We start from the raw sequence: 19,631 nt of genomic DNA on the forward strand, positions 1-19,631 counted from the left end.
CGCGTCGGCACGGCCCGGCCATCACGCGTCGCGCCACTGGGCGAAGGTCGCGGCCTGCCCCACCGTCGCGCCGTCGCGGTCGAGCTGCCAGACCACCGCCTCGTCGATCCAGAAGCGCCGGCCGTCCTTGGCGATCCGCAGGCCGCGATAGCCGCGGCTGAAGCCGTCCCGGGTGACCGCGTCGAGGAGCCGCTGCCGCTCGGCCCGCTCGGGAGCCTCGGCCGAGAGCCGCGAGGGCAGGCCGACGAGCTCGTCCCACGCGTAGCCGAAGCAGGCCTGCGCGGTCCGGTTGGCGTAGACGAAGCGCGGATCCGCGCCCCCGTCATGGGCGAGCACCGCGAACGGGGCCGCCGCGTAGAGCCAGTCCGCGTCCGCATCCGCCGGCACCAGAGGCTCGCCGAGGCGCCGCGCGTAGCTGCCGGTGAGCAGGGCGAAGAAGTCCGGGTCGTGCGAGAGGTCCGTCATGATCCGCTACAGGACTGGGTCGGCGTCGATGCGCATGCGCAGGATCGCGTAGGGCGGCTGCTGCAGGTCCCGGCCGCGGTTGAATTCCGGCCGCCGGTTGACCTGGGCCGCCGAGATATAGAGCCAACGGTCCGGGGTGATCCAGAACGTGTCGGCCCAGACCAGCCGGTCGTCGGCGGCCAGCACCTCGACGGTGCCGTCCGGCAGGCGCCGGCCGACCGCGTTGTGCTCCTGCAGGCTGAGATAGACCCGGTCCTGGGAGTCGGTGGTCAGCCCTCCGGTCATGCCCTTCTCGCCGAGATCCCGGACCGCGGCGGCCACGGCCGCGTCCGCGACGTCCGGATCGCGCAGGGCCGCGGTCTCGACCGCGTAGAGCCGCCGGCTCATCAGCGGCGCGTAGTAGAGGCGGCGGCCGTCCGGGCTGATCGCGACGCCGTTGGCGCCGCCCTTCGGGCTCTTCTCGGGCGCGTCGCCCTTCCGCTCCATCACGGGGCGGCGCTCCACGAACTTGACCAGGCCCTCCTCGGACCGCGTGCTGACGTGGTCCGCGAGGCGCCGCATTACCCGCCCGCTGTCGAGGTCGACCGCCAGGATCGCACCCGCGCCGGACTGGCCCTGGTCGGTGACGTAGGCCAGCGCGCGGCCGTCGCGCACGTCGACCCGCAGGTCGTTCAGGGAGGAATCCGGACCGATCCCCGCGTCGAGGGGGATCGTCCGGCGGACGCTGTTCCGGCCGATATCGATCGCCAGGATCTTCGCGCCGCCCGGCACCGGCCGCCCTTTGCCCTGCGGCAGGCCGGCATCGAGCACCCAGAGGGTGTCGTCGCGGTCGAAGACGCCGTTGGGGACGTGGAACAGCGACGCCTGCGGCGCCCCCGGATCCGGGCGGTTGGTCGCCGCGTCCGGGTAGGGCTTCACCGACCCGTCGGGCAGCACCTCGCCGAGGGTGATCGGCTCCGCGCCGGTGAAGCGCGGCATCATCACGAAGATCCGGCCGCCCCGGGCGATGGCGAGCCCCGTGGGGGTCGAGGGCGCGTCCGCCGCGACGGCGAGTTCCAGCGTCCCCACGGGCCGGCTCGTCGGGGGCGACGGCGCCGCGGCGCGCGCCGCGGGGGCGGCGAGGGCCACGATACCCGTTCCGAGCAGGCAGCGGCGGTCGAGGCGCATGGGGATCCTGTCGCGGAGCTTGTCGGGGCGAGGGACTTGGCGCGCCGCTCAACCTGTGGGGATGCCGGCCCAACGCGCGGGCCCGGCGCACGATCCCGCGATGCGGTATCGCGGCGGCCTCGCGGCGGAAGTCCGGGACCGGTCCCCGGGCCCGGTGACAGGGAGCCGCCTCGGGGCGGTCCACAGGTGCCGGGGCGCGGCGCTGGCTCCGGCCCACGCCGTCACGCTAAGCACGGTCGTGCCGGGCGTTCGATTCGGCGCCGCCCGGGCCGCGGCCCGGCTGACAGTTGTGGAGAGGTGGGACACGCATGGATCCCGAAGGATCCGAACCGGCGCCGGAGACCGCGCCCCGGCCCGCCGCCGGGCCGCTGCGGGTCCTCGCCCTGGCGGTGCAGAAGGGCGGGACGGGCAAGACCACCCTGGCGGCCTCCCTGGCGGTCGCCGCCGCGGAAGCGGGCGAGCAGGTGACCGCCCTCGATCTCGACCCGCAGGGCTCGCTGGCCGGCTGGGGGGCCCTGCGCAAGAACGACGGCAGGAGCGACCGCGCGCGCGACGCCGTCGCGGTCGACCGGGTCCAGCCCTGGGAGATGGGCCAGCTCTCGGAGATCCTCGGCATCCTCGCCGAGCAGGGCACGACCCTCGCCGTCCTCGACACCGCCGGCAGCGCGTCCGGCCTCGCGCCGGCCCTGAAGGACGCCGATTTCGTCCTGATGCCGGTCCGTCCCTCCCGGCTCGACATCGTGGCCGCCCGGCCGACGCTCCAGGCGCTGGTCGGCCTCGGCCTGCGGGAGCGGCTGGCCCTGGTGCTGAACCAGTGCCCGCCGCCGCCCTCGCCGCGCACCAGCGCCTACGCGGCGCAGCTGCGCGCCCTGGGCGTCCTGGCCGAGCCCGGGATCATCCACCGGGTCGACCACCAGGACGCCCTGGCGACCGGGCTCGGCGTCACGGAATTCGCCCCCGGCAGCCAGGCCGCCGAGGAGGTCCGGGCGCTCTGGGCCTGGATCGACGGGAAGATGCGGGCGGCGCCCGCCCGCTGAGATCAGCGCTCCGCCGGGATCAGCCCTGGCCGAGGGCCGCGAGGATCCGCGCCCAGGAGCGCGTGCCCTTGTGGAAGCTCGTCAGGTCGTACTTCTCGTTCGGCGAGTGGATCCGGTCGTCGTCTAGGCCGAAGCCGATCAGCAGGGTGTCGCGCCCCAGGATCCGCTTGAAGTCGCCGACGATCGGAATCGAGCCGCCCGCGCCCACGGTCACGGCCGGCACGCCCCACTCGTCCTGCAGCGCCGCCTTGGCGGCCCCGAGCTGCGGCATGTCGAAGGGCAGGCTGATCGCCCGCGAGCCCTTGTAGGTGATGACCTCGACCTGGCAGTCGGCCGGCACCCGCGCGCGCACGAAGGCCTCGAAGCTCTCGGCGAGCCGCTTCGGGTCCTGGTCGTCCACGAGGCGGAACGAGACCTTGGCCGAGGCGGTGGAGGCGATCACCGTCTTGGTGCCCTCGCCGGTATAGCCGCCGATGATGCCGTTGGCGTCGCAGGAGGGGCGGGACTGCACCAGCTCGATCGGCATCCGCCCGCGCTCGCCCGCGGGCTCCTTGAGGCCGATCGGTCCGAGCAGCGTCTCCGGCGTCAGGCCGAGGCCGCGCCACTGCTCCAGCACCTCCGGCGGGCGCTCGTGCACGCCCTCGTAGAAGCCCGGGATCGTCACCCGCCCGTCGGCGTCGTGCAGGTCGGCGATGATCTTCGACAGAACGTGGATCGGGTTGCGCGCCGCGCCGCCGAAGAAGCCCGAATGCAGGTCGCGGTCGGCGCAGGTGACCTTCACCTCGAAATAGGCGAGCCCGCGCAGCGACGACGTGATGGCCGGGGTCTTCCGGTCCCACATGCCGGTGTCGCAGACCAGCACCACGTCGCAGCCGAGCCTTTCGCGGTTGGCCGCGACCCATTCGGGCAGCCCCTGCGAGCCGCTCTCCTCCGCGCCCTCGATCAGGATCGTGACGCCGCAAGGCAACTCGCCGTGCATGGCGATATAGGCCCGGCAGGCCTCCACGAAGGTCATCACCTGACCCTTGTCGTCGGAGGCGCCGCGCCCGACGATCTTCTTGCCGCCCTGGCCGTCCTCGGCGATGTGCGGCTCGAAGGGCGGCGTCTTCCACAGGTCCAGGGGATCGACCGGCTGCACGTCGTAATGGCCGTAGAACAGGACGTGCGGCGCTCCGGGCTTCGGCCTGTGAGCCAGGACCACCGGGTGGAGCGAGGTCTCCTCCACGGAGGTCTCGAAGCCCAGCGCGGTCAGGTCCTGGGCGAGCCAGGCGGCGGCCTCGCGGCAATGCCCGGCATAGGCGGGATCGGTGGAGATCGACGGGATCCGCAGGAAGGCGAACAGCCGCTCCAGGGCGTTCTCCAGGTCCGTGTCGATGTCGTTGAGGATCGCGTCGAGCGCGGCCATCGGGGGCTCCGGGGTGCGGCGTGGACTCTGCGGGGAGGAGGGTTAGCCGAGGCGGGGCCGCGGCGGCAACGTCGGACGATGCGGCGGGCGGAATTTGAGCCGCCCGCGCGCCACCCTCGCTCACGGGTTGAGACGGCGCGCTCCGGAACAGGCGCAGATTGGAATGGTTATCGACCGAAAGCTCAGGCCGCGGCCCGCGCGTCGCTGCCGGTCGCTGCCCCGGACCGATCCGTTCCCGCCCGGCCCCGGCCGGCCCAGACCGTGGACGACAACATGCGCCTCGAGACCCAGCCGCCGGTGTCGGCGGACACGCCGATCGGCATCACGCTGACGATCAACGGGCAGCGGCGCGAACTGCAGGTCGCGCCGTGGACCACGCTCCTCGACCTCCTGCGCGAGCGGCTCGACCTCACCGGCACCAAGAAGGGCTGCGACCACGGCCAGTGCGGGGCCTGCACGGTGCTGGTCAACGGCACCCGGGTGAATTCCTGCCTGACCCTGGCGGTGATGAAGGACGGCGCCGAGATCACCACGGTCGAGGGGCTGGCCGCTCTCGGCGACCGGGCGGGCAGCAACGCCCTCCACCCGATCCAGGAGGCGTTCATCGAGCACGACGCCTTCCAGTGCGGCTACTGCACGCCGGGCCAGCTCTGCTCGTCGGTCGGCCTTATGAACGAGGGCCACGCCCACACCCGCGACGAGATCCGCGAGGCGATGAGCGGCAACATCTGCCGCTGCGGCGCCTACACCAACATCGTCGACGCCATCGAGGACGTCATGCAGGGAGGCGCCCGATGAACCGCTTCGACTACGTCCGCGCCGGCACGGTGGCGGAGGCGGTGCAGGCCTTCGGGTCGGGCGCGCGCTTCATCGCCGGCGGCACCAACCTGATCGACCTGATGAAGTACGAGGTCGAGAAGCCGGGCCGGCTGATCGACATTACCCGCCTGCCCCTCGACCGGATCGAGGCGCACGGGGACGGCCTGCGGATCGGGGCGCTCGTGACCAACGCCAAGGTGGCGTACGACGATCAGGTCGCGGCCCGGTACCCGCTCCTGCGCAACGCCATCCTGGCCGGCGCCTCGGCGCAGCTGCGCAACGCCGCCTCCACGGGCGGCAACCTGCTCCAGCGGACCCGCTGCTACTATTTCTACGACGTGGCCACGCCCTGCAACAAGCGCGCGCCGGGCTCCGGCTGCCCGGCGATCGGCGGGATGAACCGCATCCACGCGATCTTCGGGACGAGCGAGCACTGCATCGCCACCCACCCCTCCGACATGTGCATCGCGCTGGCCGCCCTGGAGGCCACCGTGCAGGTGAGCGGGCCGCAGGGCGACCGGTCGATCCCGTTCTCCGAGTTCCACCGCCTGCCCGGGGATTCCCCCGAGACGGACACGAACCTCGCCCCCGGCGAGATCATCGTGTCGGTGGACCTGCCGGAGAGCCGCTTCCCGCAGCACTACACCTACCTGAAGCTGCGCGACCGGCTGTCCTACGCGTTCGCGCTGGTCTCGGTGGCGGCGGCCCTGGAACTCGACGGGGACACGGTGAAGACCGCGCGGCTGGCGCTCGGCGGCGTCGCCCACAAGCCCTGGCGCAACCGCGAGGCGGAGGCCCTGCTGGAGGGCAGGCCCGCAACGCGCGAGAGCTTCCAGGCGGCGGCCGACCTGATCGTCGCGGAGGCCAAGCCCCAGTCGGAGAACGGCTTCAAGATCGATCTCGCCCGGCGCGCCATCGTGCGCGGCCTCGAGCAGGCCGCCGCCGGCACGCCCCAGTCGCTCAGCGACAAGCGCATCCAGTAGGGCCCGCCATGACCCACACCTCAAGCCCCCACACCTCAAGCCCCCACACCTCCAGCCCCCAGACCTTCAGCTCCACCGGCCGCGACACCTTCGTCGGCAGCCCGCGCAGCCGCATCGACGGGCCCGCCAAGGTCACCGGGCTCGCCAAGTACGCGGGCGAGTTCGCCGCGCCCGACCTCGCCTACGGCATGGTCGTGTCGAGTTCGATCGCCAAGGGCCGGATCACCGCCATCGATTCCGCCGAGGCCGAGGCGGTGCCGGGCGTCCTCAAGGTGCTCACCCACGAGAACCGGCCGCGCACCGCGTGGCGCGACAAGAACTTCCAGGACCAAGTGGCGCCCCCCGGCTCGCCGTTCCGCGCCCTCTACGACGACCTGATCGTATTCAGCGGCCAGCCGGTCGCCCTGGTGGTGGCGGAGGATTTCGAAACCGCGCGCTACGCCGCGTCCCTCGTCCGCGTGAGCTACGCGATGGAGGAGCCCGGGACCGACCTGGAGGCCCTGCGCGGCACCGCCTACGACCCGCCCTACAAGCGCACGGGGATCAAGCCGCCGCCGGAGCCCTGGGGCGACGCCGACAAGGCGTTCGGCAGCGCGCCGGTCCGCGTGCAGGGCGCCTACAGCCTCGCCGACGAGCACCACAACCCGATGGAGCCGCACGCCTCCACCGTGGTGGTCGAGCAGGACGGCACCTACACGGTCTACGACAAGATCCAGGGCGTCTCGAACAGCCACCAGTATCTCACCAACGTCTTCGGCCTGAAACCCGATCAGGTGCGGGTGCTCAACCCCTATCTCGGCGGCGGCTTCGGCTCGGGCCTGCGCCCGCAGTACCAGCTGTTCCTGGCGATGCTGGCCGCCCAGGAGCTGAAGCGCTCGGTGCGGGTGACCCTGACCCGCGACCAGCTGTGGAGCTTCACCTACCGGTCGGAGGCGCTGCAGACGATCGCGCTCGGCGCCGAGGCGGACGGGACGCTGACGGCCCTGCGCCACGACGCCGTCCAGGGCACCTCGCAGTACGAGGATTACCAGGAGGTTGTCGTCAACTGGTCGGGCGTCCTCTACCGCTGCGACAACGTCGCCCTCGGCTATCGGCTGGTGAAGCTCGACACACCGACGCCCGGCGACATGCGCGCCCCCGGCGCGGTGACCGGCGTCTTCGCCATCGAGACCGCGATGGACGAGCTCGCCTACGCGACCGGGCTCGACCCGATCGACCTGCGGCTGAAGAACTACGCCGAGTCCGACGCCACCGCCGAGGGCAAGCCCTTCGGCTCGAAGGAGCTGAAGAGCTGCTTCCGGCAGGGCGCCGAGCGGTTCGGCTGGGCGAGGCGCTCGGCCGAGCCCCGCTCCATGCGCGAGGGCCGGGAACTCGTCGGCTGGGGCGTGGCCACCGGCATCTGGGAATCGATGATGATGCAGTCGAGCGCCATCGCGACACTGACGCCGGACGGCCGCCTGACGGTCGGCAACTCCACCGGCGACATCGGCACCGGCACCTACACGATCCTGACGCAGATCGCGGCCGACACCCTCGGCCTGCCGATGGACGCGGTCACCACCAAGCTCGGTGACACCCGGCTGCCGGAGGCCCCGGTCGCCGGCGGCTCGTGGACCGCCGCCTCCTCGGGCACCGCCGTGATGAAGGCCTGCCGCAACGTCGGCGCGCAGGTGTTCAAGCTCGCCCGAGCCATGGAGAACTCGCCGCTCGCCAACGTCGACTTCGAGCGGGCGGTGTTCTCGGACGGCCGCATATCCGTTGCCGGCGATCCGGGCCGCGGCGTGTCGCTCGTCGAGGTGCTCCAGGCGGCCGGCGTCGACAAGGTCGAGGCCGTCGAGGAGGCCGGGCCCGACAAGGACTTCAATCAGAAATATGAGGCCTACACCCACTCGGCGATCTTCGCCGAGGTGAAGGTCGACGAGGAACTGGGTCAGGTCCGGGTCACCCGCATCGTCTCGGCGATCGCGGCCGGCAAGGTGCTGAACCCGAAGACGGCGCGCAGCCAGATCCTCGGCGGCGTGGTGATGGGCATCGGCTCGGCGCTCGAGGAGGAGTCGATGCTCGACCACCGCATCGGCCGGTTCATGAACCACAATCTCGGCGAGTACCACGTGCCGGTTCACGCCGACATCTACGACATCGACGTGATCTTCGTGGAGGAGGAGGACAAGGCCAACCCCCTGGGCGTGAAGGGGCTCGGCGAGATCGGCATCGTCGGCACGGCGGCGGCGATCGCCAACGCGGTCTTCCACGCCACCGGCAGGCGGGTGCGCGACCTGCCGATCACCGTCGACAAGCTCCTGTGAACAGCGGATGTTTCACGGGAAACATTGACGGTTCGGCAAGGAGTCGCGCGAGTCACGCTGGACCGCGGCGTCATCGCGAGCGCAGCGACGCGACCCAGGGCGGCGCGACATCGTTGAGCGTGGCGCTGTCCGGGTTGCTTCGCTGCGCTCGCAAGGACGAGGATGCGTCCAAGCCCTGCGAATAGGGGCGGCGTGGGAATTACCGTGAGCCCCCTGCTGGAATCCTGGCGCTTCTGGGCGCTCGCCGCCGCCGGCTTCGCGGCGCTGACCGCGATCCTCGCCAAGGTCGGGGTCGCGGGCGTGCCGTCCGACGTCGCGACCTTCGTGCGCACCGCGGTGATCCTGGTCTTCGCGGGCGCGATCGTGGTGACGACCGGGCAGGCCGGCGGCCTCGCGCAGATCTCCGGCCGGAGCCTCGTCTTCCTCATCCTGTCGGGGCTCGCCACCGGGGCGTCGTGGCTCTGCTACTTCCGCGCCCTGTCGCTGGGGGACGCCGCCCGGGTCGCGCCGCTCGACAAGCTCAGCGTCGTGCTGGTGGCGATCCTCGGCGCCACCCTGCTCGGCGAGACCCTCAGCCTCGCCGCCTGGGCCGGCGTCGCGCTGATCGCGGCGGGCGCGGCCCTCGTCGCCTCCGGACTGTGAGATCGTGCGCGCTGGCGCACCGATCCCTTAACGCGATGCGCGCATCCTGCGGTTGCCTCGCGAAAGGGGACCGTCATGGAATGGGTTTATCGCGGCTTCGAGACCTCGATGCTCGGTCTCGCTCTCTGTCTCGGACTCGGCGCCTGCCTCACGCTCGGCACCGCGCGCGTGCCGGCTGGAACGCTCTCCGTCACCCTGCCGATGCTCACGGTGACCGCCCCCGCGCCCTGAGGCGCGGGACCGGTCCTGCAGGGCGTCAGGCGGCGCCCTTCACGGCGCGGAACATGAAGCCCCGCGCCTCGGCGTCCATCTCCGCCTTGAAGGCGTGACGGCCCTTCAGCGCCTCGGCGGCCCGGGCGGCCGGCCGCGCGTTGAGCGCGTCGAGGTGGCGCTTGACGTTGGGCAGGTCCCCGAAGGCGCCCTCGCCGAGGACGAAGGGCACCATCCGGGCCCAGCCCCAGACCGCCATGTCGACGATCGTGTAGGTGTCGCCCAGCACGTAGGTGCGGTCGGCGAGGCGCTGGTCGAGGATGCCCCAGTGCCGGCGCGCCTCGAAGGCGTAGCGCTCGGTGGCGTAGGCGCCCCCGTCCTGCGCGAAGTGGCGGAAATGCACGCACTGGCCGGAGAACGGCCCGATGCCGGTCGCCACGAACATCAGCCAGGACAGCATCTCGCCGCGGACCGGCTCGCCCTCCGGCAGGAACCGGCCAGTCTTGCCCGCCAGGTACATGAGGATCGCGTTCGAATCGAACACGGTGACGTCGCCGTCGACGATCGCCGGCACCTTCCCGTTCGGATTGACGGCCGTGTAGGCGGGGTCGAACTGCTCGCCCCTGCGGGTGTCGACCGGCACCGGCTCGTAGGGCAGCCCCATCTCCTCGAGGCAGAGGGCGACCTTCATGGGGTTGGGGCTGAGATTGTAGAAGAATCGAATCACCGCGCTCTCCCTGAACGACCCGGGCAGGATGTCCGGGCCCCGCGCCGGCACAAGGCGCGGCCGCGCAGGGCGGCTATTCCACGACGATCTTGTAGCCGCGTCCCGGCACCAGCGCGGCGCCCCGCTCCAGCCCGTTGAGGAGGAGGAACCGGTCGAGCGCCCGGTCGGGCACCGTCATGCGGCGGGCGAGGTCCTCGGCGCTGGTCGAGGTCGCCTGCACCACCTGCAGCCGCAGGGGGCGCAGGACCGCCTCGTCGGGCGACACGGCGACGAGGGTCGCGGTCCAGCGGCGGAAGGCCGGGTCGGGGTCGGTGGCGCCCTTGGCGGCCATGATCATCCGGTAGGTCGAGTCGCCGATCCGGATCGCCGCGAGGCGGAAGGTCCACTCCTTCCCCCGCGACAGCGCGAAGGCCGCGGGGTGGCCCGCGACGTCCCGGGTCTCGAAGCCGGCCGGGTCGAAGGCGTCGTTCCAGCTCGCCTTGAGCACCGCCTCGAGGGACTGGCCGTCCTTGGCCTCGATCTGGTCGAACAGCAGGCGCCGGCCGCCGTCCGGGGTGGTCCCGAGCACCGCCGAGCGGGTGTTCTCCAGGGTGAAGCCCTCCGGCACCTCGAAGGCGATGCCGAGGCCGGGATGGATGAAGCGGTGCCCGCGCACCGCGCCGTCGCGCGGGTTGTCGCCGTAGGCGAGCCCGTCCACCGCCGCGAGGTAGGCGGCGCGGTCGTCGGTGCCGATGCCCGGCGCGCCGATGCGGCGGGCCGCCCGGGTGACCTGGGTGATGCGCTCGGCCGTGCCCGGATGGGTCGCCAGCATGTCGGGCGCGGCGGCGCTGCCGGCCTTCAGCCCCGTGGAGCGGTTGAGCGCGGCGAGGAAGCGCCCGGCCGCGAACGGGTCGTAGCCGGCCTTGGCGAGGGTGCGCACGCCGGTGGCGTCCGCCTCCAGCTCCTGCTCGCGGGAGAACCGGGCGAGGGCGAAGCGCGACTGGCTCTGCAGCTGCGCTCCCGTGTCGGGGTCGTTCAGCACGTCGGCCACCACCCGGCTGACGAGCGCCGAGCGCAGCTCGAGCTCGCTGCGGGCCGTGGCGTGGTTGAGGGTCACGTGGGCCATCTCGTGCGCCAGCACGGCGGCCACCTCGGAGGTGTCGCTCGCCAGGGCCACGAGGCCGCGGGTGACGTAGAGCCGCCCGTTCGGCAGCGCGAAGGCGTTGACCACCGGCGAGTCGAGGAGCGTCACCGTGTAGGCCTGGTCGGGCCGGTCGCTCGCCTTCACGAGGCGGTCGGTCACCTCCGTGAGCATCCGCGTGACGTTGGGGGCCCGGGCCTCGCCCCCGAAGGAGGCCACGAGCTTGAGGTGGTCGGCATCGGCGGCGCGCTCGCGGCCGGTGGTGCGCGGCGCCTCCGCGGGCACCCGCACCACGGCCGGCCGCACGGTCGCCTCGGTCTGGTCGGCGACGCAGGCGCCGAGCAGCAGGGCCAGGCCGCCCAGCGCCGCCGCGCCGAGTGGGCGTCGGCCCGCCGCGCGGGCCCGCCCCGCGATGATGTGCCCCGTGATCCCGCCCATCGCGATCAGCGCCGCAATCCCCGTTCCCCGTCCGAATCGGCCTCCGGCCGGTCCGTCTCCTCGAGCGTCTCGAGCCCGTCGGGGGCGACCTCCAGGGTCGGGCCGCGCCGGACCTCCAGGAGGCCGCGCACCCGCACGCGCCGGCCCTCGAGCGAGGCCGCACTCAAACCACGGGCGCGCATCATTCGCCAAGTGCGTTTCGGTACCGTCACCGTGAGGCCGTCCGTGCCGCGGGCCGCGAAATCGAGATAGGTGCGCGCGCCGCGCTCGCCGACATGGCGGATTCGGCCCTCCGCGACGACGAAATGCCCGGCCCTCGCCCGGAGCGCCGGACCGTCCCGCGCCGCCGGGAGCGCGGCGCCCCAGAGACCGAGCCCGCGCGCGCGGGCGGCCGCCTCCACGAGGCGCAGGCCGGGCCGGCAGAGCGAATCGGCCTCGCCCGCGTCCGCGTACGCCAGCCCGGCCCCGATGAGGCCGCCCGCCAGATCCGCGCCCTCCGTTATGTCGTCCTCCGCGACCAGGAGATCGGCCCGCACGCGCTCCCACCGGTCGGGCTGCCCGCGGGGAACCACCGTGACCCGCGCGCCCCGCCGGGCGTCGAGCCAGGCCTGCGCGGCGGACGCGGCCTCCGGCGCGTCCGGCCAGCGCAGCGAGTCCAGCACCGCGCGCAGGCCCGAGGCCAGCTGGATCTCCCCGCGGGGTCCGACCCCCGCCACGACCTCGTCGCGCGCCGGCCCGGCCGCGCAGTCGGTGAGACCGGCGCGCGGCGCGGCGCGGGCCGGACAGGTCGGCACCCCGGCGAGCGCCGCCGCCAGGGAGGCTGCCAGCATGACCGCCGCGCCCCCGCGCATCGATCCCCCCAGATCGCAAGGTCCCGACACCGCGCCTCTCCCCCGGGCGCGGTTGGCCTCGGCCGGCGAGAATGCTATGGAGCGCGCGGTCGTCTCCGTAGCTCAGCTGGACAGAGCACAGGTTTCCTAGAAGGTTCAATTGGGCGTCGCGCCGGGAAACCGCGCGACGGATCCGCTCAAAGTCGGGGAAAGCTTCCGGCATCGACGCGCCGCCGTCCGATGCTCTGCCGATCCCGAGCCAAGCCCGCGCGGCGCCCCGGCGCTCTGCGGGAAGGTGTAGAGACTAGACGGGCGGCACCTACCGGCTGGATGCAGTCCAGCCCACGGTGAAGGGATAGTCCAGGCCACGAACGCGGTCCTTCGGGACGCGGCGGCGAAAGCCGAAGTGGTATGAAACCTGGGGTCGCAGGTTCGAGCCCTGCCGGGGACACCAAGTTGTCTTATCTCGCAGATCTCGCGGTCTAAGAGCCGTGAGCAAATCGTCCACCACGTCGGCCGCCTGCCGGTGACAAGTACCGAGGGCCGCGCTAAGCTTTGCCGCCAGGATTCATGGCAGGGGGTGGACGAGCACTTCATGGCGGGCCAGAAGACCGATCAGCGCGACGTCTATGTCGGGCAACGCATCGCCGAGCAGCGCCGTAAGGCATCGCTCACACAGCGCCGCGTCGCGCAGAGCTTCGGTATGTCTGCAGCTCAGCTCCAGAAATACGAGAAGGGCACCAACCGGATCAGCGCCGTCCATCTCGACATCTTCTCGCGGATGACCGGCGTGCCGATGGATTACTTCTTCAAAGGTATGCCCCGGAACGATGACTTCATTGCGCCGGGCTTCAGCGAGCGCGAGCAGTCGACCCTGTCGGAAGCCGGGCTGAAGGGCCTGGCGGAAGTCGTGGGCCGGCACATCACCGAGAACTTCTCCGAAGAGGCGCGCCGCGACGTGGCCGACGCCATCCGGGCGCTCGAGAGCAAGCTCGGCGGCTGAGCCGGGGCCGACCCCGAGGGTCGGATTGATCGTTCTTCCGGTCGCTTCGTCCGTTATAGCGGATCCGTTCGTTCCTCCATCTTGACCGACTCCCGGTCGGGTGCGAGAACCCCGGCCCCATGAAGGGTCAAACGCCGCGATCGCGACGGCGTACCTCTGCAGCCGAGGCCGTCCGATGCCGCGTTCCAACTACCTGTTCACCAGCGAGTCCGTGTCCGAGGGGCACCCCGACAAGGTCTGCGACAGGATCTCGGACACCGTGGTCGATGCCTACCTCACGGCGATGCCGGAGGCGCGGCTCGGCGTCGAGACGCTCGCCACGACCAACCGCATCGTCATCGCCGGCGAGGTGCGCGGGCCCGACTCGGTGACCTTCAAGGACCTCGAGGCCCTGACCCGCGAGGCCGTGAAGGACATCGGCTACGAGCAGTCGGGCTTCCACTGGAAGAACAACGACGTCGCGATCCACCTGCACGCCCAGTCGGCCGACATCGCCCAGGGCGTGGACGCGGCCGGCAACAAGGACGAGGGCGCGGGCGACCAGGGCATCATGTTCGGCTACGCCGCCGACGAGACGCCCGAGCTGATGCCGGCCCCGATCTTCTACGCCCACAAGATCCTCAAGGACCTCGCCGACGCCCGCAAGGCGAAGCAGGGCGACGCCGCCAAGCTCGGCCCCGACGCCAAGAGCCAGGTCACGGTCCGCTACGAGAACGGCCGCCCGGTCGAGGTCACCCAGATCGTGCTGTCGACCCAGCATCTCGACGAGTCCCTCGATTCAGCGGACGTGCGCGCCATCGTCGAGCCCTACATCCTGAAGGCGCTGCCGCAGGGCTGGGTCAACGAGGGCACGGTCTGGCACGTGAACCCGACCGGCAAGTTCGTGATCGGCGGCCCGGACGGCGACGCCGGCCTCACCGGCCGCAAGATCATCGTCGACACCTACGGCGGCGCGGCCCCGCACGGCGGCGGCGCGTTCTCCGGCAAGGACCCGACGAAGGTCGACCGCTCGGCGGCCTACGCGGCGCGCTACCTCGCCAAGAACGTGGTGGCCGCGGGCCTCGCCAGCCGCGCCACGATCCAGCTCGCCTACGCGATCGGCGTCTCGAAGCCGCTCTCGATCTACGTGGACCTGCACGGCACCGGCACGGTGGACGAGGCCAAGCTCGAGGCCGTGCTGATGGACGCCATGGACCTGTCGCCCCGCGGCATCCGCACGGCGCTCAGCCTGAACAAGCCGATCTACGCGCGCACCTCGGCCTACGGCCATTTCGGCCGCGCTCCGGAGGCCGACGGCGGCTTCTCGTGGGAGCGCACCGACCTCGCCGGCAAGCTGAAGTCGGCGCTGGCCTGAGGGCGGCCTCAGCTCGACCCCGGGCCGACGGCCCGGGGCCGGAGCGGAGATCGGCGGCGCGCCGGGGCGACGTGAACGCGGGGCGGGCGGTGCGCCGAGCACCGTCCGGTCCCGAACGCCGACGTCACCGGCGGCACGCGATCCGGAAACCGGCGCCGGGCGACGCGCCGCGTCCGACGCGACGGCACCCGCACGCGGGTGCCGCGCCAACACATCATGTCGCGGCGTGTCGGGCGCGGTGTCCTGAATGGCACCCCGCCGACGCTCCCCGTGTCCGGTCGGGACCCGGGACGTGTCGGGGATCGGGCCGCGTCTCATCTCCGAGGTAGACCGAGCCGGTGGACACCGACACTCCTGGACGCCCCGATCACACGGCCGAGGAGCCGGAGCGCGCCTTCTTCGGGCGGCGCAAGGGCAAGCGCCTGCGCGGCCAGCAGGAGCGCCGGCTCGCCGAGCTGCTGCCGGCCCTGCGGGTCGACCTGCCGCCGGGTGACGCGATCCTCGATCCGCGCACGCTGTTCCCGGCTATGCCGGCGCCGCCCGAGGCGCTCTGGCTGGAGATCGGCTTCGGCGGCGGCGAGCACCTCGCCGCCCAGGCCGCCGCGCAGCCGGCCGTCGGCATCATCGGCGCCGAGCCCTTCGTCAACGGCGTGGTCAAGCTGCTGGCGGCGATCGAGGCGCGGGCGCTGCGCAACGTCCGCATCCGCGACGAGGACGTGACAGCCCTGTTGGCGCGCCTGCCGGACGCCTGCCTCGACCGGGTCTACCTGCTCTATCCCGATCCCTGGCCCAAGCGGCGGCAGCGCAAGCGCCGGTTCGTCTCCGACGCCTCGCTCGCCGAGATCGGCCGCGTCCTGAAGGACGGCGGACTGTTCCGCTTCGCCAGCGACATCGACGACTATGCCGGCTGGACGCTCGTCCGCGCCGCACGGTGCCCGGTCCTCGCCTGGACGGCGCGGGACGCGCGGGACTGGACGCGGCCTTTCCCGGGCTGGCCCGGCACGCGCTACGAGGCCAAGGCGCTGGAAGCGGGCCGCCGGCCCACCTACCTGGAATTCGTCCGCCGCCCCCGCTGAAGGCCCTCGCGGGCGGATCGTGCGGGTGCCCGGTCGCCGCAGGCGGAGCGGAACGCCTTGCCACAGTCACGCTCGGGCGCCATCCTCAGGGCCCGCCGCGGTCCCGGATCGTGGCGGGAGGGGGCCATCTCCGGCGGAAGCGTGCCACGGCACGTTCGAGGATTCTTCCGAGTGAATGAGAGGGTGGGGCAGGACCCGGCGGAGGATCCGTCTCGCGCCGGCTTCGACGAGGCCGCGATCGGCCTCGCCGTGCTGTCGGCGGACGAGACGGGGATCGTCGCCGCCAACCGGGCCCTGCACGATCTCGTCGGCTGGCCGCCCGGCACCCTGCCCGGGCGCGCGGCCGCCGAACTCCTGAACGAGGGACCGGAGGCGCTCCGGGACGGTCTCCAGGTCTGGCGCCGGGCGGACGGCACGCCCTTCGACGTGCGGGTCCGGCGCGCGGGCCGGACCCTGGTGGTCGAGACGGTCGACGTGGACGCGGCGGCCCATTCCGAGGCGAACCGCGAGGCCCTGGCGGCCGCCGGGCTCGGGGAGTGGCGCTGGGACCGCGCGACCGGCCTCCTCACCCTGTCGCGCCGCGCCGCCCGCATCCTCGGGCGCCCGCCGGGCCGCTCCGTCTCGTGGGAGGAGTTGAAGACCGGCCTGTCGCCGGCGGAGCTCGCGCGCCTGAGCGCGCTGATCGCCCAATCCGACGGGACCGACGAGCCCTACCAGTTCGACACGGCCACTTCGGTGGCCGGGCGGACCGTGATCCTGCGGGTGCGGGGGCAGGCCGTGCCGGGCCCCGACGGCACGCCGACCGGCATGGCCGGCGTCCTCCAGGACATCACCACGCGGGTCGAGGCCCGGGACGAGATCCTGTCCCGCGACCAGCGCCTGCGGGTCGCCACCACGGTCGCCCGGCTCGGCATCTTCGAGTGGCACATGCTCGAGGACCAGGCGATCTGGGAGAACGAGCACATGTACGAGATCTTCGGGCACGCGCCCGAGGACGGGACGATCGGCAAGACCGAGTTTCTCAACGACATCCTCCACCCGGACGACCGCCCCGCGGTCCGCCGGGCGATCTCCCAGGCGCTGCGGGAGGACGGGGACCTGCACATCAGCGGCCGCATCCGCCGGAAGTCCGACGGCGTGTGGCGCACGATCGACATGGCCGGCCGGTTCGAGCGCGACGCCCCCAGCCGCCTGCCGCGCCGCCTGATCGGCGTCGTCGCGGACGTGACCGACCGCCGGGTCGCGGAGGAGCGCCAGAGCCTGCTGATCCGCGAGCTGCACCACCGGGTGAAGAACACGCTGGCCACCGTCCAGGCCATCGTGGGCTCCACCGCGCGGACGGCGTCGAGCATCGAGAGCTTCTACGAGGCGTTCGTCGGGCGGATCAAATCCCTGGCGCACACGCACTCGGTGCTCACCGAGGACACGTGGCAGACGGCGTCGCTGGCCAACCTCCTGCGCAACGAGCTGAGGCCCTACGCGGAGGTGGCGCCGGACGGCGCCGCCGAGGGCCGCATCAGCCTCGACGGGCCGGCGATCGACCTGCCCTCCGAGATCGCGGTGCCGATCGGCATGGCGATCCACGAGCTCACCACCAACGCGGCGAAGTACGGGGCCCTGTCGAACCGCACCGGCCGGGTGGCGGTGGAATGGTCGCTGGAGCCCGGCGGCCCGGCCGGGATCCTCCGGTTCTCGTGGCGCGAGACCGGCGGGCCGCCGGTCGCGCCGCCGAGCCGCCAGGGCTTCGGCTCACGCCTGCTCCAGCGCGTCCTGATCACCCAGGTCCAGGCCGAGGTGGCGACCGACTACGCCCCCGGGGGGTTCTCCCTGACCATGCGGGCCCCGATCCCGCCGCGCAACGACAGCCTCAACCCGCTGGTCTGACGCCGCGCCCGCCCTGGCGGAAGGTCAGGCCGCGCCGCGGGTCCCGGACTCGCCGCCGCCGTCCACGAAGGCCTTCAGCTCGTCGAGGGACGCGAAGGTGAAACGGCCCTGCGGCGTCTCCGCCTCGATCGAGCCGTCCTCGAACATCACGTAGGTGTTGCCGCCCGAGGCGTAGCGCCCCACCACGGTGCGCGGAGTGGCCTGCGGGGCCGGCTCGGGCTCGGGGGGCGTGTCGAGGCTCGGGCGCAGGGCCGGTAGCTCCTCCGCGGCCGCCTTCTCGGGCTCCTCCCGCGGGGGCGACGGCTCGGGGGCGGCGAACAGGTCGTCCTCGGGCGCGATCGCGCGCTCGGTCGGCGCGTCCGGCTCGGGCCGGCGGTCCGCCTCCGGAACGCGGACGGGCGGGGCCAGGGGCGCCGGCTCGGCCGGAGCCGGCTTCGGGCCCTCGACGGCGCCGAGGTCCGGGAAGGGGGCGCGGGCCTCGTCGGCCCGGAGCTCCAGGCTCGGCTCGATCCGGGGCCGCTCGGGATCGAAGGACGGCTCGACCACCGACGGCACGATGAAGGCGGGCGCCGCCGGCAGGACCGGCGGCAGCCGGGTCCGGGCCTCGTCGACGGGGGCCGGTGCCGGTGCCGCGGCGGGCGCCGGCCGCTCGCCGGCCGCCGGGGCGCGACCGAACGCCCGCTCCACCCGCCGGAAGCCGAGCGCCACGACGCCGAGGCCGAGCAGCACCGCGCCCGACGAGGCCGCGACCGACCCCGCGATCACCATCGCGAGTCCGCTCTCCAGACGCACGTACGGGAAGCCCTGGATCACGGCGGCGCAGCCCCCGATGATCATGGCGGCGGCGAGCGCGAACAGCGCAGCGATCATGTTACTCTCTGACACGGGCCGGCTGACGGCCGGCGCTCAAGGCGTGCCGCACAGTAAGGCCTAGCCGTCATATTGCAAAACTCGGGGCCGAGATGTCTGGGAAACCGGAATAGTCCTGATCTGCGCCGGCTATGCCCGGGCCGGCCGACCCGCGGCCGGGGAATCCGCGCCCGGATCCGCGATCGGCGGAGCTTCTTGCGCCACTTCCCGCGCCGCCGTGGCGGAACGGCGTTGCCGTCCCGCGGCCACCGACTTACCTAGCGGGCTCTCGACTCGGGAGCCCCCGCCGGGGACGAGGCCGCCCCCTGCTTAGCGGAGATAGACGCGATGACCTTCACCCTGCCGGAACTGCCCTACGCCTACGACGCGCTGGGGCCGTACATGTCGAAGGAGACCCTCGAGTTCCACCACGACAAGCACCACAAGGCCTACGTCGACACGGGCAACAAGCTGCTTGAGGGCACGGATCTCCAGGGCAAGAGCGTCGAGGAGATCGTCAAGGCCGCCTACAACACGAATCAGCCGCTCTTCAACAACGCCGGCCAGCACTACAACCACATCCACTTCTGGCAGTGGATGAAGCCGAACGGCGGCGGCGCGATCCCGGGCGCCCTCGCCAAGAAGATCGACGAGGATCTCGGCGGCGCCGAGAAGTTCAAGGCGGACTTCATCCAGGCGGGCGTCGGCCAGTTCGGCTCGGGCTGGGCGTGGCTCGCCGTCAAGGACGGCAAGCTCGCGATCATGAAGACCCCGAACGGCGAGAACCCGCTGGTCCACGGCGCCAAGCCGATCCTCGGCGTCGACGTGTGGGAGCACTCCTACTACATCGACTACCGCAACCGCCGGCCCGACTACCTGAAGGCGTTCATCGAGAACCTCGTGAACTGGGAGCACGTGGAGAAGATGTACGCCGAGGCGACCCGCTGAGGCGCATCGCCGGTGCCGCGGACCCTGTGTCCGCGGCACCCTTGAGGTGGCGCACGAAACCGGCTCTTGATGCGCCCGACGCCGGATGACCCGGTGCGGAAGGGTCCGGCCATTCCTTTGTTGCGCGACGCTTGCCCCATCACGCCTTCCCCCCTCTGCCGGCTGCGAGAGACACAGGTTTCTGGTCGCGGCCGCTTCATCCTGTTGCCGGACGGGGCGCGGGTCCCCTCTCCCGAGCGGGAGAGGGACAGGGTGAGGGACGCGAACGATCCGGATGAAGCGCGGCTTGGACGCCGACCGAAGTCGTGCTTCGTCCTGCCCATTCTCCTCCCTCACGCCAAACCTCTCCCGCTCGGGAGAGGGGGCAG

Annotated in this window: 18 protein-coding genes; 11 read left to right on the forward strand and 7 right to left on the reverse strand. The window is 72.5% G+C overall.

Annotated features, from left to right (window positions below):
- Positions 1-21 precede the first annotated feature (21 nt).
- Together LOK46_RS24630 and LOK46_RS24635 are read right to left on the reverse strand one after the other, a co-directional pair.
- On the reverse strand, positions 22-465 hold the full coding sequence (locus tag LOK46_RS24630; protein WP_020091337.1) for an MEKHLA domain-containing protein: 444 nt from the start codon (positions 463-465) through the stop codon (positions 22-24).
- A 6-nt stretch (positions 466-471) separates the two neighbouring features.
- Positions 472-1,632, reverse strand: coding sequence for an SMP-30/gluconolactonase/LRE family protein (locus LOK46_RS24635; protein ID WP_273560988.1), 1,161 nt, complete (start codon positions 1,630-1,632; stop codon positions 472-474).
- Positions 1,633-1,940: 308 nt separating this feature from the next.
- On the opposite strand from LOK46_RS24635, the gene LOK46_RS24640 reads away from it, so the two are divergent.
- Positions 1,941-2,669: a ParA family protein gene (locus tag LOK46_RS24640; protein WP_273560989.1), complete on the forward strand. Its 729-nt coding sequence runs from the start codon at positions 1,941-1,943 to the stop codon at positions 2,667-2,669.
- Positions 2,670-2,688: 19 nt separating this feature from the next.
- Here LOK46_RS24640 and LOK46_RS24645 read toward each other — a convergent pair whose 3' ends face one another.
- Positions 2,689-4,074, reverse strand: a complete 1,386-nt coding sequence (locus LOK46_RS24645) for a M20/M25/M40 family metallo-hydrolase (protein WP_273560990.1) — start codon at positions 4,072-4,074, stop codon at positions 2,689-2,691.
- A gap of 273 nt (positions 4,075-4,347) precedes the next feature.
- Here LOK46_RS24645 and LOK46_RS24650 point away from each other — a divergent pair, with 273 nt between their 5' ends.
- From LOK46_RS24650 to LOK46_RS24670, 5 genes are all read left to right on the forward strand, one after another.
- Positions 4,348-4,872 carry a (2Fe-2S)-binding protein gene (locus LOK46_RS24650; RefSeq protein WP_026604649.1) on the forward strand — a complete coding sequence of 175 codons (525 nt, stop codon included), beginning with the start codon at positions 4,348-4,350 and terminating at the stop codon, positions 4,870-4,872.
- Complete coding sequence (locus LOK46_RS24655; RefSeq protein WP_273560991.1) at positions 4,869-5,876, forward strand: FAD binding domain-containing protein; 1,008 nt, start codon at positions 4,869-4,871, stop codon at positions 5,874-5,876. The genes LOK46_RS24650 and LOK46_RS24655 overlap by 4 nt, the downstream gene beginning before the upstream one ends.
- A gap of 8 nt (positions 5,877-5,884) precedes the next feature.
- Positions 5,885-8,182: a xanthine dehydrogenase family protein molybdopterin-binding subunit gene (locus LOK46_RS24660; protein ID WP_273560992.1), complete on the forward strand. Its 2,298-nt coding sequence runs from the start codon at positions 5,885-5,887 to the stop codon at positions 8,180-8,182.
- Between the two features lie 204 nt (positions 8,183-8,386).
- Positions 8,387-8,824 carry an EamA family transporter gene (locus LOK46_RS24665; protein WP_273560993.1) on the forward strand — a complete coding sequence of 146 codons (438 nt, stop codon included), beginning with the start codon at positions 8,387-8,389 and terminating at the stop codon, positions 8,822-8,824.
- Positions 8,825-8,899: 75 nt separating this feature from the next.
- On the forward strand, positions 8,900-9,055 hold the full coding sequence (locus LOK46_RS24670; protein ID WP_020091329.1) for a hypothetical protein: 156 nt from the start codon (positions 8,900-8,902) through the stop codon (positions 9,053-9,055).
- 25 nt (positions 9,056-9,080) lie between these two features.
- Here the strand turns inward: LOK46_RS24670 and LOK46_RS24675 are convergent, their stop codons facing one another.
- From LOK46_RS24675 to LOK46_RS24685, 3 genes are all read right to left on the reverse strand, one after another.
- Positions 9,081-9,761 (reverse strand): glutathione S-transferase family protein, encoded by a 681-nt coding sequence (locus LOK46_RS24675; RefSeq protein ID WP_273560994.1) that lies wholly within the window; start codon positions 9,759-9,761, stop codon positions 9,081-9,083.
- 73 nt (positions 9,762-9,834) lie between these two features.
- On the reverse strand, positions 9,835-11,319 hold the full coding sequence (locus LOK46_RS24680) for a M48 family metalloprotease (RefSeq protein ID WP_273560995.1): 1,485 nt from the start codon (positions 11,317-11,319) through the stop codon (positions 9,835-9,837).
- A 5-nt stretch (positions 11,320-11,324) separates the two neighbouring features.
- Positions 11,325-12,149 carry a pentapeptide repeat-containing protein gene (locus LOK46_RS24685; protein WP_273560996.1) on the reverse strand — a complete coding sequence of 275 codons (825 nt, stop codon included), beginning with the start codon at positions 12,147-12,149 and terminating at the stop codon, positions 11,325-11,327.
- Between the two features lie 595 nt (positions 12,150-12,744).
- Here LOK46_RS24685 and LOK46_RS24690 point away from each other — a divergent pair.
- The 4 genes from LOK46_RS24690 (at position 12,745) to LOK46_RS24705 (ending at position 17,466) form a co-directional block, all read left to right on the forward strand.
- Positions 12,745-13,152, forward strand: a complete 408-nt coding sequence (locus tag LOK46_RS24690) for a helix-turn-helix domain-containing protein (protein WP_012321411.1) — start codon at positions 12,745-12,747, stop codon at positions 13,150-13,152.
- A gap of 175 nt (positions 13,153-13,327) precedes the next feature.
- Positions 13,328-14,506 carry a methionine adenosyltransferase gene (gene metK / locus LOK46_RS24695; protein ID WP_273560997.1) on the forward strand — a complete coding sequence of 393 codons (1,179 nt, stop codon included), beginning with the start codon at positions 13,328-13,330 and terminating at the stop codon, positions 14,504-14,506.
- 338 nt (positions 14,507-14,844) lie between these two features.
- Complete coding sequence (gene trmB, locus LOK46_RS24700) at positions 14,845-15,582, forward strand: tRNA (guanine(46)-N(7))-methyltransferase TrmB (RefSeq protein WP_273560998.1); 738 nt, start codon at positions 14,845-14,847, stop codon at positions 15,580-15,582.
- Positions 15,583-15,753: 171 nt separating this feature from the next.
- A complete protein-coding gene (locus LOK46_RS24705; RefSeq protein WP_273560999.1) occupies positions 15,754-17,466 on the forward strand; it encodes a sensor histidine kinase in 1,713 nt (570 codons plus the stop codon).
- A gap of 24 nt (positions 17,467-17,490) precedes the next feature.
- Here LOK46_RS24705 and LOK46_RS24710 read toward each other — a convergent pair whose 3' ends face one another.
- The gene (locus LOK46_RS24710; protein WP_273561000.1) at positions 17,491-18,336 is read right to left on the reverse strand and encodes a hypothetical protein; all 846 of its coding nucleotides are present in this window, start codon (positions 18,334-18,336) and stop codon (positions 17,491-17,493) included.
- A 327-nt stretch (positions 18,337-18,663) separates the two neighbouring features.
- Between LOK46_RS24710 and LOK46_RS24715 the strand changes: the two genes are divergently transcribed.
- A complete protein-coding gene (locus LOK46_RS24715) occupies positions 18,664-19,263 on the forward strand; it encodes a superoxide dismutase (RefSeq protein ID WP_020091320.1) in 600 nt (199 codons plus the stop codon).
- Positions 19,264-19,631 lie beyond the last annotated feature (368 nt).

Source organism: Methylobacterium sp. NMS14P, assembly GCF_028583545.1.
In the GTDB taxonomy this organism is placed as follows: domain Bacteria; phylum Pseudomonadota; class Alphaproteobacteria; order Rhizobiales; family Beijerinckiaceae; genus Methylobacterium.

Coding starts and splice junctions, on each gene's coding strand:
- LOK46_RS24630 (WP_020091337.1), bottom strand. CDS start 465: ATGACGGACCTCTCGCACGACCCGGACTTCTTCGCCCTGCTCACCGGC.
- LOK46_RS24635 (WP_273560988.1), bottom strand. CDS start 1,632: ATGCGCCTCGACCGCCGCTGCCTGCTCGGAACGGGTATCGTGGCCCTC.
- LOK46_RS24640 (WP_273560989.1), top strand. CDS start 1,941: ATGGATCCCGAAGGATCCGAACCGGCGCCGGAGACCGCGCCCCGGCCC.
- LOK46_RS24645 (WP_273560990.1), bottom strand. CDS start 4,074: ATGGCCGCGCTCGACGCGATCCTCAACGACATCGACACGGACCTGGAG.
- LOK46_RS24650 (WP_026604649.1), top strand. CDS start 4,348: ATGCGCCTCGAGACCCAGCCGCCGGTGTCGGCGGACACGCCGATCGGC.
- LOK46_RS24655 (WP_273560991.1), top strand. CDS start 4,869: ATGAACCGCTTCGACTACGTCCGCGCCGGCACGGTGGCGGAGGCGGTG.
- LOK46_RS24660 (WP_273560992.1), top strand. CDS start 5,885: ATGACCCACACCTCAAGCCCCCACACCTCAAGCCCCCACACCTCCAGC.
- LOK46_RS24670 (WP_020091329.1), top strand. CDS start 8,900: ATGGAATGGGTTTATCGCGGCTTCGAGACCTCGATGCTCGGTCTCGCT.
- LOK46_RS24680 (WP_273560995.1), bottom strand. CDS start 11,319: ATGGGCGGGATCACGGGGCACATCATCGCGGGGCGGGCCCGCGCGGCG.
- LOK46_RS24685 (WP_273560996.1), bottom strand. CDS start 12,149: ATGCTGGCAGCCTCCCTGGCGGCGGCGCTCGCCGGGGTGCCGACCTGT.
- LOK46_RS24690 (WP_012321411.1), top strand. CDS start 12,745: ATGGCGGGCCAGAAGACCGATCAGCGCGACGTCTATGTCGGGCAACGC.
- metK (WP_273560997.1), top strand. CDS start 13,328: ATGCCGCGTTCCAACTACCTGTTCACCAGCGAGTCCGTGTCCGAGGGG.
- LOK46_RS24710 (WP_273561000.1), bottom strand. CDS start 18,336: ATGATCGCTGCGCTGTTCGCGCTCGCCGCCGCCATGATCATCGGGGGC.
- LOK46_RS24715 (WP_020091320.1), top strand. CDS start 18,664: ATGACCTTCACCCTGCCGGAACTGCCCTACGCCTACGACGCGCTGGGG.